The sequence below is a fragment of the Halomonas sp. McD50-4 genome (assembly GCF_022348135.1).
GTDB lineage: Bacteria > Pseudomonadota > Gammaproteobacteria > Pseudomonadales > Halomonadaceae > Vreelandella > Vreelandella piezotolerans.
This window is the reverse complement of the sequence record NZ_JAKRFG010000002.1, coordinates 81,155-97,256: the sequence shown is the minus strand read 5'-3', so window position 1 is coordinate 97,256 and position 16,102 is coordinate 81,155. Positions and strand designations below refer to the sequence as shown.

Here is a 16,102-nt window from a genome sequence, read left to right as displayed (position 1 = left end):
CATTCTCATCTACTTGGGGACAAACGCGTCTACAATCAAAATGTTTTTAGAACGTTGTCATGCTGTTTGATAGGACGGGGCGTCATTATCTCGCCTTTTCGTTAGCGATCAGGGTTGCCTGAGCGGAGTAACAACAAACATCAAGAAAGCGAACGCTATGGATGCTAACGGTTGTTTGAAGCGCCTATTTGCCACTTTTCTTACGCTCTTACTCATTGCAGGCAGTCAGGTCAACGCTGCTGATACGCTGTCGGCATCTCCCGAACACGACCGTTACTCGCTTAATGACGTGACCCGCTATTGGCATACCGATACCCCCCTGACGCTGCGTGATGTGCTAGCCCGCACGGACGATTTTCAACCCGTTACAAGTGAATCTGATTTGCACTTTGGCTATACGCAAGGCGACACTTGGCTAACCACGCGCTTGCATAATCCCTCCCCACGCCCTGCCACGTGGCTGGTCACGTTCGAATACCCTTTTTTGGATCACGTCACGCTCTATACGCTGAGGGCGCACTTTACCGACGTGCAGCAAAGCGGCAGTGCCCTGCCGCTATCAGAGCGCGCCCTCGCTCATCGTCAGGCCATTTTTCCTGTGACCTTAGCAGGCGACGAAACCGTCACGCTGTATAGTCAAGTCTCGGCTGCCGGTAGCAAGGTATTGAATTACAGCGTCATGACGCCCGAAGCGTTCTACGCCCAAAACGACCGCCACAATTTTTGGCTCGCCACGTACTTCGGCATGTTGCTTGCGTTGGGGCTGTATAACTTTTTGCTTTTCTTTGGCCTCAAAGAACGCGTCTTTCTCTACTACTCGCTGTTTGCCTTCGGCTTCACGTTGGCGATTTTGACCTTCAACGGTTTAGGGACGCTGATTTTCTGGAGCTTTCTTGGTGAGCAGACTGCCCGGCTCGTAGCCATTGGGTTTACGTTTGCTTCGGCTATGGCCACGCTGTTTACCCAAAGTTTTCTGAATACGTGGCGTTATAGCCCACGTTGGCACCGGACGCTCACGCGATTTCGCTTTGTGTGCTGGGGGGTGCTCATCACGGTATTCGTCATCCCTATCCAACCGGCGCTGATATTGATGGATATCGCAGGCTTTACGGCTGCCCTACTACTACTGGTTTGCGGACTCTATTGCTCATGGCGACGCGTCCCCAGTGCTCGCCTATTCGTTGTGGCATGGTCGATCTTTTTACTCGGCGCAGCCGTGTTTGCACTGCGTAATATGAGTATATTGCCCGCCAACTTCGTCACGCTCCACGGCATTCAGATTGGCTCCGCCATCGAAATGTTGCTACTCTCCTTTGCCTTGGCGGCACGTTTCAATAAATTGAAGAGGCAAAAAGAGCAAGCGCAAGCCGATACCGTGGCGATGCTGAAAAAACAAGAGGCCATTTTAGAAGCCAAAGTGGCGACTCGGACCGAAGCACTAGAGAAGCTCGCCAATTACGACATGCTGACAGGGCTACTCAACCGACACGGTTTAGTTCGGCATGCCGATGCTGCCCTGGCGCGTAGCCATACTCACGGGGAACCGCTCGCGCTCATCATGTGCGACTTGGATCGCTTCAAACCGATCAATGACCAGTATGGGCATGAGGCAGGGGATTTCGTGCTTCAGCAAGTAGCCAAACGGTTAGAACATATTGCACGCGAGGGAGATCACTGTGCTCGCTTTGGTGGCGACGAATTCATTTTGCTGCTGGAGAAAATTCAACACCCCAGCCTGCTGGAGGACATCTGCAGCCGCATCACTCAAGCCCTGAGCGACCCCATCAAACTACCCTGCGGAGCGATGGTCCATGTAGGCATCAGCATCGGCGTCAGTCTTAGCCATGCCGACAACGCCACTCTCGCCCAACTGCTCAAAGATGCCGATCGCCAGATGTATGCTGATAAATCAAAGCGCTGCTCTCCTTACCGGTACTTCTCAACAGGCTGTTGACCGACCGCCGCTTCACGCAAACGTTAACAGCAGCGTGCACGCAAAAGCCCCCGCTGCAAACGGCCAAAAACGACTACAGCGCTGTTCGGGTAGTTCCTCTTTCAATACGTTGAGAATCAAACCGCCTGCAACGAACGCATACACCAAGCTTGTGACGGCCTCAGCCACTTCGACCAGGACGCCCACGGCCCACCCGACAACGATCGCCGCTGCCAAGATCCAGCGACCCTGAGTGGCATAGAGCGTGCGGTGATGCGAGGCTAGACCGTAGTCATTCACTAAAAAGTGGAACCCCATCGCCAAAAAAAAGAAAAGCTCACTGGGCAACTGGGTATTGCGATAAACGAGCAAATAGCCAAACAGCGCGTTGTAAATGGCAAAGGCCACCACATGCACCCAGAAAACGCTTTTTTGATTCTCAACTCTCTTCGTGCCGGTCGACGCGATGGTTGGTTTCCGCGAGCGCCGCTTGACCCAGTGTTCCAATCCATAAAAATAAGCTAAACCGAGTAACGCCACGATATACGCGTTGTGCTCGAGTAAGCCAAGCACGCCATGATCAGAGATGGCTCGATGAGCGGCATTGAGCTCTGGAAATATGTGAATGAAGACATACCCGACCGAAAATCCGCCGGCAAACGAGAGCCAAGCGCTTCGTGGCAGGGTGTCCAATCGATGAAGTTTACCTGCGAATAAATGAATCGCTGCCAATGCCATGGCAAAGGCCAGCTGCAACACCTCCATACTTGACGCTCCTTGTCATTATCGCTTCCTTACGCACGACCGTTAATCAAACAGGCTCATGCGCTTCATGACGTTATCGCGCTTGATTCGCCAATGAAATAGCGCGCCCGCCACGTGCAGTGTGATCAATACGACCAGTGCCCAGCCCAAACGCTCGTGCCACATGAAGAGGGTGTCTGAGAGTGCTTCGTTCTTGCCTAGCAGTCCCGGCAAATGCCAGTGAAAGAACTCCACGGGAAAACCGCCCGTTGCCGTGGCGGCCCAGCCGATCAACGGCATCGCTACCAGCCCCGCGTAAAGCAAGTGATGAACGCTGGTACTGAGGACACGCTCGAAAACGTTCAAAGGCGGGTCATGGTCCGGCACCACGAAAGCGACCCGCGTGATGATGCGAAGCGTCATCAGCAGCAGAATCGCTACTCCCAGCGTCTTATGGCTGGTATAGAGCATGTTGGTCAGCGTATTCCCGACCAGCGCCAAGGTGCGTTCATAGCCCAAAAACCCCAGTGTCAGGCCGCTCGCCAGCGAGAGCAGCACCGCCAGTGCCACCAGCCAGTGCAGCACCCGGTGTGGATAGATGTAGTGATCTAACTCGTGCATTCAAGACTCCCTGCCCAGCCATGTCGTCACCGTCAGCATAGTGCAACGTCGACCCGTTAGAAAAATAATGATTAGCCAGCGGTTTACCTTATAACGCTTCGCTGGGAGCCGCTAGCTGTTCGCGGATCAATTCTCCAAGCCGACGAGCGGGCTCGGTAGGCCGATGAGGTGCCCGGTGGAGCGCCAGCTCGATCATCGGCAGTGCAGGCAACCCGCTGCTCTCATCCAGCGGGCGCAGCATAGGCGTGAGCATGCTGCGCGTGACCACCACTACCGCTAGTCCTGCCGTGACAATCGGCGCTAGCCCCGCCATGGATTGGCTCGTATAGGCCACTCGCCAATCTCGCCCGGCGGCTTGCAGCGCCTGCTCGGCCACTTCGCGAAATACATCCGCGCCTGGGGTGTAAAGCGCCAGTGGAATAGGGTCACTCATAGAGGGCTGTTGATGCACCCCCACCGCCCAGACCAGCGGCTCACGGCGAATCACATCGCCCCCGGGCGAGTGCCGCTGGCGCGTCACCAGCGCCAAATCCAGCGCCGAGGCTTTCACCTGTTCGACCAAATGCGCGCTGGTCCCACACTGAACCGTCAGCCCCACGGCCGGGTAGAGCTGATGAAAATACGCGAATACCGAAGGCAGCAGCGAGGCGTAATCCTCAGGAATGCCCAGCGTAAGATCGCCGGTAATCTGGCGGGCCTGCATATCGCTCCAGGCGTCATCATTGAGGGCGAGCAGTTTTCGCGCATGGGCTAGCAGACGCTCTCCTTCTGCGGTAAAGCGTAGTCGCCGCCCTTCTCGTTCATGCATGCTGACGGTGGACTGCGTATACGCCAGCCGTTTGGCCGCAGCAGTAACGCTGCCGGTATCTGCAATGGCCACCAGCGTTCTCAACAGCGTTAGGTCAAAGGTAGGCGCCCTCATATATCACCATTGTCGATGTTATCGATCAAAAAAGATCGTTATCTTGATGTGTTTGTGATGAGTATGCTGCGAGTCATGAAGGTATTTCAAGGCTCGCTGCCACCAGGGTGAGTCAACACACAAGGAGACGCGCGATGCAGACCCGTCACTCATCGATTTTGCAATCCCCGTCCTACAGTATCGGTGCGGCCCTGGTGGCCGTCACATTATGGAGCATGGCACCCCTGATGGCGGAGCTTGCCCGTGCCACCGCACCCCTTCAGCTAACCGCGCTGACACTGTTGGCAGGCGCACTGGCGACCCTCCCGCTGAGTCGCCGCGTGCCGATGGCCCGCTGCGCGCTGAGCTGGACGCTGGGCGTTTGGCTAGGTATTCCGCTGCTGATCGTAGGCGCCGTCAGTAGCTACTTCATTGGTATGCGTCTTGCTCCCGCCGCGGAGGCGGCGCTGATCACCTATACATGGCCTGTACTGTTCGTCTTGTTGAGCCAGTGGAGCCGCTGGGGCCGGTTGCATTGGGCCAGTGTGGCCGGGGCGCTGATTGCTTTTTCGGGCGCGGCTATATTGCTGCTGCCCCAAGCGCTCAACGGCGGCTTCGGTGGTGTGGCCTCGGGCTATGGGTTGGCCTTGCTTGCGGCGTGCTGCTGGGCACTCTACTCATGGCTGGGTCAAGCGGCTCCCATCGCATTGACGCCGCTACTACCGAGGTTGCTGCTAATAGCCTGCGCCTTCACCTGTCTTGGGAGTGTCTGGCTCGAGGGCGGCGTTGCGCTTCCTCGTGGTGAAGCGTTGGTGGCCGGTATCGCGTTGGGCTTGGGGCCCTACGGCATCGCCATGGTGGCGTGGGACAAAGCGCTGCGATTTGGTCAGGCTAGCCTCGTGGGGAGCTTGGCTTACGGCGTGCCCATTCTGGCAGCGCTCCTGCTGGTGCTGGCCGGTATGAGCGCATTTGACTGGCGGCTTCCCACCGCCGCACTTTTGGTGGTAGTGGGCTGCTTAAAGGCGGGCCGCTGAGGTGGGCATCATCATCTCGCTAAACAGTACGCTGGCCAGTAGCTCGGGCAACCAGGAGGGCGAAAAGGCCTCCTGTTCGGCGCTCTGCATCTGCGCGAGCGACCACCATGCAAAACGAGGCGCAGTGCCGCCGCCGTGGGCCAATAACCGCGTGCCTTGAAGGCTTCTGTGGGGGGGCGGCTGAGTGTCGGGGCAGCGCACCAGGAAAAAGCGCTCCTCGAAGGGCTGGCCTGCGCTATCGGTTTGTCGGCGCTGACGAAGTAATGGCCCCAAAGGACAGACAAGCCCGACATCTGCATAAAGCAGGCGTATCGCTGCAGCTGGATAATCATCATCGTGTGCTAATGCGCTGCCCAATGGCGTCCAATGGTCAAGCGACTCATCGCGTTTGAGCAGCAAATGCCCCTTTGGGTCAACGACCAGTAGCTGCACCTGCCGAGCGGCTTGCGTATCGAGTGTCATAAGCGGTCCATGCCTATCGATCTACGTGGATGAATAAAAAAGCAGCGGCCAGCACGTCTCATGCGGGCCGCTGCTTCTCAGCGTAGCCGATCATCGGCGATTTGTTTTAAGCCATTAGGCGCGATTGCTCGAGTCGCGTCATTGCCCTAGGTAGCGGGGCTTGGCTATCCCCGCCAACGCATCAAGAGGGAGGGTGAGCGTGGGTTGGCCCACCGCATAAGGCGCAATCTCATAGACGTTGTAGGTCACTTCCCAGCGATCCTCCAGCGGCGCAATGTTGCGACTCGGGCTAAGCGGCCAGTCAACGGCAAACTGCTCATCGAAGCCCGCCTCGGTGATCCAGCGCCGATGTGCCTCTGCCAACAGCGCATCGAAAGCAGCCGCTTGCCCCTCTAACAGCATCTCGTCGGGCTCGACGACACGATGTTCGCGCTCATCAATGACCATATAATCCGTCAGCGGCAGTCCATGAGCCTGACCTGCGTGGTACACATAGCTGTTCAGCTCGATCACTAGTAGATCGTGGTGACGCGCGTAGACCGACGCTTCCAACAATGCCTCGCTGGTCATGTTGCCTGGCGCAACACGATTATCTTCCGCCGCCATGGCCAAGAAACGATCGGCGTACTCGTCCCAGCTCTGTGCAGGCTGCGCCGCTTCCTCGTCGCTGATGGGCATGCCCAGAGTGAGCAAGCGTGTTCGCAAGGCGTCACTCAGTGTGGACGATTGAGGAAACGTCAGTGCCGAGACAGTCACCGTCGAGCACTGCTCGGCATGGCAACCTGACGCCACGTACTGTTTTTCCACGGCAAGCGAGGCCAGGGCAATCGGCTCGCGGGGAGATTTATCAGCGGCCAAACAGCCACCTAGTAATAGCGTTCCGACGAGTGATAGTCCTGCTCCTAGCGTTTTGAACGTGCGTAACATCATAACCTCCTTGTGGATCATGCGTCCTGATAAGGCGAGCGGGTCGTGGTAGAACGGCAGCGCCCCTGCAGTATGGCAGGGGCGCTGTTGTAAACACCGGCACGCGTGGGCGATTCTTAGGTGTCCGGCTGCATTTCGGTGGGCTCTGCTTCCACTTGCAGTTCGAACATCCCACTGCCGCTTGCACTGAAGCCACGAGCGCTCACCGTGTAAGTACCAGGCAGTAGCGCCTGCTCCAGGCGAGCATTGGTGCCACCGCCGCTGTCGTCATCAGTATAGGACACGCCTTCGCCATACAGCTCGAGGTACGTATCGAAATCGTTGGACGTCATGGTCAGCGTGACCAGCGAGCTCTCCTCTAGCGTGAGCTGGTAGGTCAACGCCTCACCGCTGTACCAGCCGTTGAGCGTTTCGTCTGGCGTGATCGCGCCGTCGTTACGCAGCTCGACGCCGTTCGGTAGTTCGCGGGGTTCGATGGCCAGGGTGAAAAGTCCACTGTCGGTGCCATAGGCCGTGCGCGCGGTTAGCTGGTAAGAGCCCGGCGCTAGGAAATCTGCAATGCGCGCATCCAAGTTACCGGCGCTGTCATCATCTTCGCGGAAGTAACCGTTGGGGCCTTCGAGTATCAAATAAGCGTCTACATCGCTGGAGCTCATATCGATTTGATACATGCCCGCTTCGTCGATTTCTAAGTCGTACGTTAGGTCTTGGCCACTGAACCAACCGCTTAGCGTCTCGTTGGGCACGACGGTACCGTCGTTACGTAGCTCACCGTCACCCGGCAGTTCGCGGGGGTCGGCCGCCAAGGTGAACAGGCCATTGCCGTCACCATAGGCTGAGCGTGCGGTCAGGGTGTACTCACCCGGGGCGAGAAAATCGGTAATGCGTGCGTTCAAATTACCGGCGCTGTCGTCATCTTCGCGATAGTAACCGTTGGGGCCTTCCAGCTCGAGATACGCATCGAAGTCATCTGCGCGCATCTCGATTTGGTACATGCCCGCCTCTTCGATGGTCAGCGTGATCTCGCGCTCCCTGCTATCGAGCCAACTGTCGACGGGGGTGCCCACGGTCATGCTATCCGCATCGCTCAGCTCGATGGTACGGCTGCTGACGTTGAACGGACCATAGCTATGAGCATCGGCACCGCTTACGACGACGATGTAATCGCCACCCTCTTCGATACGATGACGCACCGTCTCTGCGTTAGCCAATAGCTGGAGCTGATCGTCATATAGCGCTACCGTGCCTTGTAACGCACCGCTCAACGATACCTCGACCAGTGCCTCTTCCTCTAATGAAATGGCATAACGCGTAAAGCGGCTGCCATCTTTGCCATTGAGCTCGCTGGCGGAGGTGATTTCGCCCCGCGAGCGCTCACCCAAGGTGAGATAGTCCAGGCCTTGAAGGGCCGCAGGCATCGCTTCCTGTTCGGTAGTGATGTCTACGTCGGGCTCTTCTGACGAGGGGGTCACGCTGGGCAACGTTTGCGCGGCGAAGTAACCAACGGCAGCGCCGCCGACCGCCACAACCAAAAAGAGTCAGTGAAGAAGACTTAGCCATAGGGGCATCCTTGTTCATTGGCGAGGGTGGGTTGAGTGATAGTCAATATCAATGATGTTGATAAATTATAAGGTGTCTAACGAGTTAAAGTGAGCGTTTGATGAAAAATATGGCGGCGCTGACGCAGGGTCATTACTTCGATTCATTGGGGGATGCCTAACTTACTGAAACGCAAGGGTGTAGCGCGTATTGGTAAAAAGCGTAATTATGGGGGTAATTGCGCCGATCTTCTTAAAGCTTGCCGACCCCTGCATGGCAAGCTACTATCCATACGCCTATCGGCACCTCGTCGACGAATGCGGAGTCCGCTTTACGAACCACTGAGGTACTCCTATGGGAGCCCATAAACACCGACTACGAACGACCTGCTTGGCAGTCGCACTGCTTTTTTTGACGGCCAATCAAGCAGTTGCTCATCAAACCAATGCGCAAACTGAGTTACAAGAAGGGGTGGCTTCTTTCTATAGCGACCGCTTCCAAGGGGCCACCACCGCCAGTGGCGAACCCTTCGATCAACAAGCGCTGACTGCAGCGCACCCGAGTCTGCCCTTCGGTACCAAGGTGCTGGTCACCCGCCCCGATACCGGGCAAGAAGTCGAAGTCATGATCAATGATCGTGGCCCGTTCGTAAAAGGACGCGTGATCGACCTTTCTAAACGGGCAGCGCGAGCCCTCGGGATGATTCGCCGAGGTACGGCCCCCGTGATGATCACTCTGGTAGATTAACGGATAACACACCCGCAAGCGTGTGATACCCCTTAAACGATCAGCGCTGCCATGTAGCAGCCCTTGCTGAACAAAGCGGCCCGCTCGGGCCGCTTTTTTTATGTGTCTTGGTCACCTGACGAACTTGCAAGCTTGCTAATGGTCTCTACTCTGCAAGGAACACGACGCTTACTTCAATGCAGGAGGCAGCCATGCAATCTCGTTTTTACACGCTTACCGACTATCCCACCGGCTTACCCAAGCGCGAGTTGTTTTCGCTAGAGACTCAGGAGTTACCCGAGTTAGCGGATGGCGAAGTGCGCATTCGTAATCACTGGCTATCGGTCGACCCGTACATGCGAGGCCGAATGTCGGGCATACGCACCTATGTCGCCCCTTTCGAACTGGGCCAACCCATGGAGGGTGGAGCCATCGGTGAAGTCATCGCTTCGAAGCACGCTGACGTCAAGGTGGGCGATAAAGTTAGCCACATGGGGGGCTGGCGCGATATCGCACAAGTGTCGGGAGATGGCGTCACGGCGCTGCCCGATTCGAACGTGCCCGACCAAGCCTATCTAGGCGTATTGGGCATGCCCGGTATGACGGCGTGGACAGGCCTCAATCTGATTGCCGAATGCAAGCCAGGCGATAATGTCCTCGTCAGTGCTGCCAGTGGCGCCGTCGGCTCCCTGGCGGTACAGCTGGCCAAAGCAAAAGGCTGTCACGTGGTGGGTATCGCAGGCGCTGCTCACAAGCTTGCCTGGCTAGAGTCGCTGGGCGTCGAGCCGGTCAGCTACCGAGATCGCAGCGCTCAAGAGCTCAGCGATGCCATCAAGCTCGCCAGCCCGAATGGTATCGATGTTTATTACGAGAATGTGGGCGGTATCTGCCTCGAAGCGGCACTCAGCCAGCTCAACGAGGGTGCGCGCATTGCCGTCTGCGGCATGATCGATAGCTACAACGCCGAAACGCCTACGCCTGGGCCGAGCAACCTGTCGCAATTGGTGGTTCGCAAAGCCAAGATGCAGGGCTTCATCGTCGCCGATCACTGGTCCAGCTATCGCTACTTTTTGAACGAAGTGGCTCCTCAAGTAGCCGATGGCAAACTGGACTACAAAGAGACGATCAAAGAGGGATTGGAGAGCACCCCAGATGCCTTCTTGGCACTCTTCGAGGGCGGCAATACCGGTAAGATGCTGGTCAAGCTATCGGCCTGATCACCCCGCTTTCCAGCCCGTTACGCTAGGTTAAATCTGCTCCTCATCTCTTTTAACCTCGCCATGCCGCGCTATGTTGAATAGCGCGGAGTTTTTATGGGCATTGATTAGCCAGCAAATCATTAGACCAAAAGCGAATTGATTATTAAAATCACAGCCAATCAATGTGTGTTTTAACCCATCGGCGTTGCCGATGGGTTAGGGCACGTTGTGGAGCCGCCGCACACCTTGACCGGCAAGCGGCATCAACTCGTTGTTAACAGGGGTTTACCTCATGGATGAACACACACGTGCTCGCAGCAAATGGCCAGCGCTACTGCTGGGCTTGCTGCTGGCGTTAGCTGGCATCGCCCTGGCCGTGGGTGGCGTTAAGCTGCTCATGCTAGGCGGCAGCGCTTACTACGTCATCGCGGGGATCGCCGTGGCCGTCGCCGGACTGCTGCTTGCCCTGCGCAAAGGCGCAGCGCTTTGGCTGTACGCCCTCATTTTGTTCGCCACCCTGGCATGGGCGCTCTGGGAAGTCGGCCTAGACTGGTGGCAGTTGGTCCCCAGGGTCGCCATTCCATGCCTCATCGGCCTCATCATGCTTTTGCCATGGTGGCGCAAACCGCTCAACTCGCGCGGTGGCAGTCTCGCCCTTATGGCCAGCATTGGCGCCGCTATCATCGTCGCCATCGCCAGCCAGTTTAGCTACCCAGGCACCATCGAGGGCAGCATCGAGTCCGCCAATAACACCGAAGCCGTCAACCCGGCCCAGGTCGCGGGTGACGATTGGCCTGCCTACGGCGGTACTAATGCTGGTACCCACTATTCGTCACTCGACCAAATTACGCCCGAGAACGTTAGCGAGCTGGAAGAGGTGTGGCGCATTCAAACCGGCGATGAGCCTGGCCCCAATGCGCCGCCGGAAATCACCAACCAGAATACGCCGCTGAAAGTGAACGACAGTCTGTACATCTGCACGTCGCATAGCCGTGCCATGGCGCTGTCACCGGAAACCGGCGAAACTCTGTGGGAGTTCGATCCCAATATCAGCACCATGGGTGCCGACGACTTCTCCGGCTGGGCCCACATGACCTGCCGCGGCCTCGCCTATTACGATGCTGCAAACTACGCAGCCGAGCGCACCGAAAGCAGCCCGAACGATGACACTACGTCACCCGCCGACGATACCGCTTCGGCGCGCTCGCTGTTCGATGATGGCAGCCAGTTCGATCTGGATCTAGCCTTTCTGCTTTTCATCAGTGGTTTGGCCGATGATTCCTCGCTGGCATCCGACGATGACGCAGCCATGCTCAGCGCCACGGACGTGATGTGCCCGCGCAGGCTCTATTTGCCGACGGCCGATGCCCGTCTGATTGCGCTGAATGCCGATACCGGCGAGCGCTGCGAAAGCTTTGGCAACAACGGCGAGATCGATCTTACCAATAACATTGGTGAATTCGCCCCTGGCGGCTACTATTCCACCTCGCCGGCCACGGTGACGGAAGATTTGGTCATTTTGGGCGGTCATGTCACCGATAATAGCTCCATCGACGAGCCCTCCGGCGTGATTCGCGCTTTCGACGTGCACACAGGCGAGCTGGTGTGGAACTGGGACAGCGGCAACCCCGATAACACCGCCCCACTCGACGAGGGTGACACCTATACCCGCGGCTCTCCCAACGTGTGGGCCCCCATCAGCGTCGATGAAGAATTAGGGCTGGTGTATCTGCCCATGGGCAACGCCACGCCGGATCAGTACGGTGCCGATCGCTCTGAAAACGATGAAACGTATAGCGCAGGACTCGTAGCGCTGAATCTGGACGACGGCCAAGTGGCCTGGGTTTACCAATTCGTTCACCACGACCTGTGGGACATGGATACCCCGGCACAGCCGGTTCTGATCGACCTAGCAACGGCTAACGGCACCCAGCCCGCCGTGATTCAGCCCACCAAGCAGGGCAGCCTTTACGTCCTCAACCGGGAAACCGGCGAGCCGATCGTGCCGATCGACGAAGTGCCCGCGCCGCAGGGGGCCATCGACGGCGACTGGACCGCAGAGACACAGCCTCGCTCAGCGCTGAACCTGCTACCACCGCCGCTCACCGAACGGGATATGTGGGGCGCATCACCCTTCGATCAAATGATGTGCCGCATCCAGTTCCGCTCGCTGCGTTACGAAGGCCAGTACACGCCGCCCTCCTTGGAAGGCAGCATCGTATACCCCGGTAACGTCGGCGTGATGAACTGGGGTGGCGTTGCGGTCGATCCTGAGCGCCAGGCGCTGTTTACCGGTGCGAAGTACCTCGCGTTCGTATCGACACTGGTCCCCCGCGACCAAGTAGAAGAGGGCCAGGGCTCCGCCAGCGAGCAGGGCCTACAGCCCAACGAAGGCGCGCCCTATGCGGTAGAGCTAGGCCCGCTGCTTTCCGTACTGGGCTTACCCTGCCAAGCGCCCTCCTGGGGCGATGTGGCAGGTATCGACTTACAAGAGTCGGAAGTGGTGTGGAAACATCGCAACGGTACCACCCGCGACAGCATGCCCTTTGGCCTGCCGATTGGGTTGAACGTCGGCGTTCCCGCCTTGGGCGGCCCGCTGACCACCGCTGGCGGCGTCTCTTTCTTGAGTGGGACGCTGGATCAGTACTTGCGCGGCTACGACATCACCACGGGTGAAGAGCTTTATAAAGCGCGCCTACCCGCCGGGGGTCAGGCCACGCCGATGACCTTTACCGGCGCCGACGGTCGTCAGTACGTGGTGGTGACGGCGGGCGGTCACGGTACCTTTGGTACCAAGATGGGTGACTACGTGATTGGCTACGCGTTACCGCAGTAACCGCTCGCTCCACGGAGTCAGCTAGATAGACAAGGGGCGGCCATGGGCCGCCCTTTTCGTGTTATGGGGCTGTCTGAGCAACCCTAGGCGGGGGCGCTGTAAACCCTTCCATGGACGCTACTTTCGCCATCCATGGCGAAAGACCCCCGCTACGGGTTGCTCAGACATCAAGCTCTGCGGCAGTCTAAAGCGTCGTCAGTTTTAAAAACTCAGCTCTAGGCCACCGTAGACGCTGCGCCCTGGAGCAGGTTCGTAAAAGCGCCCAAAGGTGCCGTTCAAGCGCACGTTTGAGTAGTGCTCTTCATCCAGCAGGTTACGCAGGCCCACGTAAGCGCTTAGTCGCGTCTGTGGGCTCAGCTGCCAGCCGTCGCCTACCCGCAGGTTCACCAGCCAGTAGCTATCCACCGCCGTCTGGTTGGCGTTGTCGGCCACCAAATCGCCCACGTACTCGGTCTCCAGCGTGGCAAAGCGCTCGTCGAGGTTTTCCCACGTCAGTTGGTTGACCCAGGTTTGCTCCGGTAACCCAGGTATGCGGTTGCCATCGAAACGCTCAGAAGGCGTGGCAAACTCATCGAACTCGTAGCGCGCCAGGGTGAGCGCGCTGTCCAAGCGCCACTGGTCGGCCAGCTGCCAGCCCAGCGCCAGCTCGATCCCGTCACGGTTGGTATCCCCGGCGTTCTGGTAGAACGTGCGGCCGCCTTCGTCGTAGGGCACCAGCTCATCGCGCACGCGGACGGAGAAGAACGCCACATCGTAATCCAGCGCCAGCGGTGCGATGTAACCACGCAGCCCCACTTCACGGTTCCAGGCTTTTTGCGGTTCCACGCTAGGATTAAAGCCCCCCCCTGCCGGGTTGGCAAACTCAGAGAACGTGGGGGTCTCAAAGGCCGTGCCGGTGTTGATATACGCTTGGTGCTGCGGGCGGTAGCGGTAACTCAGCCCGGCAGAGCCGCTCCACTCGTTAAAGGTGCGCTGGCCGCTCTGGTCGCCGTCGGCGGCAAAATCGTCATCGACATCGAGATCCACCCGATCAAACCGCGCGCCCAACGACAGCGTCAGCGGCTCAGACAGCGCTATATCTCCCTGGGCAAACACGCCAGTGGAGGTCGCGGTTTGGGTTTCATCGGCGAGCGGCTCGCCCACCGCCCCTTGCGAATTCACAGCGTTACGGAAGCGCTCGTCTTTCTGACGCGCGGCATCCACCCCGACGATGTAATTCAGCGGCAGGCTGCCTAGCGTGACTTCATGGTGATACTCGGCGCTGGCCCCCATGTAATCGCGCTGATAACCCAAGCGGCTGCTGCCCACGAACGGCAGCTGCTGCTCGAAATCCCGTTGGGCGATGAAGCCTTTCAGATACAGCTCCCCATCTCCGGCCGCTAAATCCTCATACTGCAGCCCGATCAACTGCTGGTCGACGGTTTGACCGGCATCCAACGCCAGCGAGTTCGGTGCGGCTTGGTCGCGCCCTTCGGCAACCTCGCGGGCGTCAAGCGCGCCGGGGTCTTCCGAGCGAGGGTTATCCAGCAAGTTGATGATGGCGGTGAGTGCTCGATCACTGCCCAACTCACGGCGCAGCTTGGCATTGAGTAGATACTTCTCGGTAGAACTCTGCTCCCGGTAGCCATCCACGTTCAGCGCGGTGAGGCTGATATGGTGCGACCAATCCCCCTGTATGCCACCATTTTGCAGCGCCACTTTCTGATACCCATCGCTTCCAGCGCCTACACGCAGCCGCGTGCCAGGGTTGTCGCGCCCGTCAGCGGTGGTAATGTCGATCACCCCTCCCGCCGCGTTGCCATACAGCACGGACGACGGCCCACGAATCACCTCGATGCGCTCGGCGCTGTCCAGATCGATGGCGTCCAACTGGGCCTGCCCATCCGGCAACGTATAAGGGATGCCGTCCACCATGACCGTAATGCCCCGCACCCCAAACGGCGCACGGGCACCAAAGCCACGAATCGAGATACGTTGCCCCTGGGCAAAGTTATCGCGATTCTGCAGGAACACGCCCGGCACGCGATCGAGCGACTCATCCAGGCGCACCCGCTGCTGGCCTTGGGCAATGGCATCGCGATCGATGGTTGAAACAGCGGCCGGCGTGGCATAGAGCTCTCGCGACAACCGAGGCGCGTTGACTTCGACGGTGGGGAGCGCGGCCTGGGTCGCGGTTTGCGCCCATACGGGCGTTGTTAGAGCCGAGCTAATGAGCAGCAGCGAAGGGGTGAAGTAGCGATTCATGGCATCCTTTCCAAACGATATTCAAGTGAATAATCAGCGCTCTAGCGCTCTGTAGGGAACAATCAAACGGTAACGTAGTCATACAGCCAAGTGGCTCGTTCGCCAAGTGACTGGATTCGCTCTACACTGGCGCAAGGGTGATTTCACCTTCATCGTGTAAGCAAAGGAGGCTACATGGCATTTACCGCGACTGACCCGATCAAGATGATTTTTGCAGTGATCTTTCCCCCACTCGGGGTATTTTTCGAGGTCGGCTTTAAGGGACATTTCTGGCTCAACATCCTGCTGACGCTCTTTGGCTTCATTCCAGGCATCATCCACGCCTTCTACGTCATTCTTAAGCACTAGCCACTCGTGACGTATTGAGTTTAACAAACGCCGCCTTGCCTTGCGCAAAGCGGCGTTCTCTTTTAACCCTAGTTCTCTTTAACCCTAGCTGATACGGCTCGGTTACTTGCCGTGCAAACGGCGATGCAAAGCGTGAACCTGCTCGTCCAGGCCAGGTACCGGACCTTCTACCGTAAGCCCTGGCACTACTTCGTTGATCGATAGCGTTGCCACGGGCGGTGCGGCCACGCCCCACTCGGCGAGCCACTGACATAACTGTTCGGTCGAACTGACGTAAACAATGCGCCCCAGCCCCACCCAGCCATGGGCGGCCGCGCACATGGGGCAATGTTCACCCGAGGTATACACCGTCGCAGCCGCACGCGCTTCCGGCGTGAGATGATTCGCCGCCCAACGCGCTAGAGCAAATTCAGGGTGCTGCGTCGCGTCACCGCCAGCAATGCGGTTGCGGTCTTCCGCCAGTATCTCGCCTTGAGCGCTGACCAATACGCTGCCAAAAGGCTCGTCTCCCGCATCGAGCGCCTCTTCAGCTAGTTCCACGGCACGCTGCAAATAACGATACTCACGTTCGTAAATCATGGTGTACTC

At 58.2% G+C, this 16,102-nt stretch carries 14 protein-coding genes; 6 read left to right on the top strand and 8 right to left on the bottom strand.

Going from position 1 to position 16,102, the window contains the following annotated elements; all coding sequences use genetic code 11:
* Positions 1-157: 157 nt before the first annotated feature.
* Complete coding sequence (locus tag MHM85_RS03050) at positions 158-1,954, top strand: diguanylate cyclase (protein WP_139525211.1); 1,797 nt, start codon at positions 158-160, stop codon at positions 1,952-1,954.
* A 12-nt stretch (positions 1,955-1,966) separates the two neighbouring features.
* Here the strand turns inward: MHM85_RS03050 and MHM85_RS03045 are convergent, their stop codons facing one another.
* The 3 genes from MHM85_RS03045 to MHM85_RS03035 form a co-directional block, all read right to left on the bottom strand.
* Positions 1,967-2,698: a hypothetical protein gene (locus MHM85_RS03045; protein ID WP_139525210.1), complete on the bottom strand. Its 732-nt coding sequence runs from the start codon at positions 2,696-2,698 to the stop codon at positions 1,967-1,969.
* A 42-nt stretch (positions 2,699-2,740) separates the two neighbouring features.
* On the bottom strand, positions 2,741-3,298 hold the full coding sequence (locus MHM85_RS03040; RefSeq protein WP_139525209.1) for a cytochrome b: 558 nt from the start codon (positions 3,296-3,298) through the stop codon (positions 2,741-2,743).
* Positions 3,299-3,386: 88 nt separating this feature from the next.
* Positions 3,387-4,220, bottom strand: coding sequence for a LysR substrate-binding domain-containing protein (locus MHM85_RS03035; protein ID WP_239284589.1), 834 nt, complete (start codon positions 4,218-4,220; stop codon positions 3,387-3,389).
* 134 nt (positions 4,221-4,354) lie between these two features.
* On the opposite strand from MHM85_RS03035, the gene MHM85_RS03030 reads away from it, so the two are divergent.
* Positions 4,355-5,233 (top strand): DMT family transporter, encoded by an 879-nt coding sequence (locus MHM85_RS03030; RefSeq protein WP_139525207.1) that lies wholly within the window; start codon positions 4,355-4,357, stop codon positions 5,231-5,233.
* Here MHM85_RS03030 and MHM85_RS03025 read toward each other — a convergent pair.
* The 3 genes from MHM85_RS03025 to MHM85_RS03015 all read right to left on the bottom strand — a co-directional run bounded on the left by MHM85_RS03025 (position 5,216) and on the right by MHM85_RS03015 (position 8,154).
* Entirely contained in the window at positions 5,216-5,695 is a 480-nt protein-coding gene (locus tag MHM85_RS03025) for an NUDIX domain-containing protein (RefSeq protein WP_139525206.1), read from the bottom strand. The two genes, MHM85_RS03030 and MHM85_RS03025, sit on opposite strands and share 18 nt — an antisense overlap.
* Before the next feature lie 138 nt (positions 5,696-5,833).
* A complete protein-coding gene (locus MHM85_RS03020) occupies positions 5,834-6,622 on the bottom strand; it encodes an RsiV family protein (RefSeq protein ID WP_139525662.1) in 789 nt (262 codons plus the stop codon).
* A gap of 116 nt (positions 6,623-6,738) precedes the next feature.
* Complete coding sequence (locus MHM85_RS03015; RefSeq protein WP_239284571.1) at positions 6,739-8,154, bottom strand: hypothetical protein; 1,416 nt, start codon at positions 8,152-8,154, stop codon at positions 6,739-6,741.
* A gap of 361 nt (positions 8,155-8,515) precedes the next feature.
* Between MHM85_RS03015 and MHM85_RS03010 the strand changes: the two genes are divergently transcribed.
* The 3 genes from MHM85_RS03010 (at position 8,516) to MHM85_RS03000 (ending at position 12,922) form a co-directional block, all read left to right on the top strand.
* Positions 8,516-8,908: a septal ring lytic transglycosylase RlpA family protein gene (locus MHM85_RS03010; RefSeq protein WP_044629795.1), complete on the top strand. Its 393-nt coding sequence runs from the start codon at positions 8,516-8,518 to the stop codon at positions 8,906-8,908.
* 191 nt (positions 8,909-9,099) lie between these two features.
* A complete protein-coding gene (locus MHM85_RS03005; protein WP_139525204.1) occupies positions 9,100-10,104 on the top strand; it encodes an NADP-dependent oxidoreductase in 1,005 nt (334 codons plus the stop codon).
* A gap of 274 nt (positions 10,105-10,378) precedes the next feature.
* On the top strand, positions 10,379-12,922 hold the full coding sequence (locus MHM85_RS03000; protein ID WP_139525203.1) for a glucose/quinate/shikimate family membrane-bound PQQ-dependent dehydrogenase: 2,544 nt from the start codon (positions 10,379-10,381) through the stop codon (positions 12,920-12,922).
* Positions 12,923-13,123: 201 nt separating this feature from the next.
* Here MHM85_RS03000 and MHM85_RS02995 read toward each other — a convergent pair whose 3' ends face one another.
* A complete protein-coding gene (locus MHM85_RS02995; protein ID WP_239284569.1) occupies positions 13,124-15,166 on the bottom strand; it encodes a TonB-dependent receptor in 2,043 nt (680 codons plus the stop codon).
* 174 nt (positions 15,167-15,340) lie between these two features.
* On the opposite strand from MHM85_RS02995, the gene MHM85_RS02990 reads away from it, so the two are divergent.
* A complete protein-coding gene (locus MHM85_RS02990) occupies positions 15,341-15,514 on the top strand; it encodes a YqaE/Pmp3 family membrane protein (protein WP_044629799.1) in 174 nt (57 codons plus the stop codon).
* 102 nt (positions 15,515-15,616) lie between these two features.
* On the opposite strand, the gene MHM85_RS02985 is transcribed toward MHM85_RS02990, so the two are convergent.
* A complete protein-coding gene (locus tag MHM85_RS02985) occupies positions 15,617-16,093 on the bottom strand; it encodes a nucleoside deaminase (RefSeq protein ID WP_239284558.1) in 477 nt (158 codons plus the stop codon).
* Between the last annotated feature and the right edge of the window lie 9 nt (positions 16,094-16,102).

Excerpts from the sequence above, each read along its gene's own strand:
- MHM85_RS03050 (WP_139525211.1), top strand. The coding sequence starts at position 158 with ATGGATGCTAACGGTTGTTTGAAGCGCCTATTTGCCACTTTTCTTACG.
- MHM85_RS03045 (WP_139525210.1), bottom strand. The coding sequence starts at position 2,698 with ATGGAGGTGTTGCAGCTGGCCTTTGCCATGGCATTGGCAGCGATTCAT.
- MHM85_RS03040 (WP_139525209.1), bottom strand. The coding sequence starts at position 3,298 with ATGCACGAGTTAGATCACTACATCTATCCACACCGGGTGCTGCACTGG.
- MHM85_RS03035 (WP_239284589.1), bottom strand. The coding sequence starts at position 4,220 with ATGAGGGCGCCTACCTTTGACCTAACGCTGTTGAGAACGCTGGTGGCC.
- MHM85_RS03030 (WP_139525207.1), top strand. The coding sequence starts at position 4,355 with ATGCAGACCCGTCACTCATCGATTTTGCAATCCCCGTCCTACAGTATC.
- MHM85_RS03025 (WP_139525206.1), bottom strand. The coding sequence starts at position 5,695 with ATGACACTCGATACGCAAGCCGCTCGGCAGGTGCAGCTACTGGTCGTT.
- MHM85_RS03020 (WP_139525662.1), bottom strand. The coding sequence starts at position 6,622 with ATGTTACGCACGTTCAAAACGCTAGGAGCAGGACTATCACTCGTCGGA.
- MHM85_RS03010 (WP_044629795.1), top strand. The coding sequence starts at position 8,516 with ATGGGAGCCCATAAACACCGACTACGAACGACCTGCTTGGCAGTCGCA.
- MHM85_RS03005 (WP_139525204.1), top strand. The coding sequence starts at position 9,100 with ATGCAATCTCGTTTTTACACGCTTACCGACTATCCCACCGGCTTACCC.
- MHM85_RS03000 (WP_139525203.1), top strand. The coding sequence starts at position 10,379 with ATGGATGAACACACACGTGCTCGCAGCAAATGGCCAGCGCTACTGCTG.
- MHM85_RS02995 (WP_239284569.1), bottom strand. The coding sequence starts at position 15,166 with ATGAATCGCTACTTCACCCCTTCGCTGCTGCTCATTAGCTCGGCTCTA.
- MHM85_RS02990 (WP_044629799.1), top strand. The coding sequence starts at position 15,341 with ATGGCATTTACCGCGACTGACCCGATCAAGATGATTTTTGCAGTGATC.
- MHM85_RS02985 (WP_239284558.1), bottom strand. The coding sequence starts at position 16,093 with ATGATTTACGAACGTGAGTATCGTTATTTGCAGCGTGCCGTGGAACTA.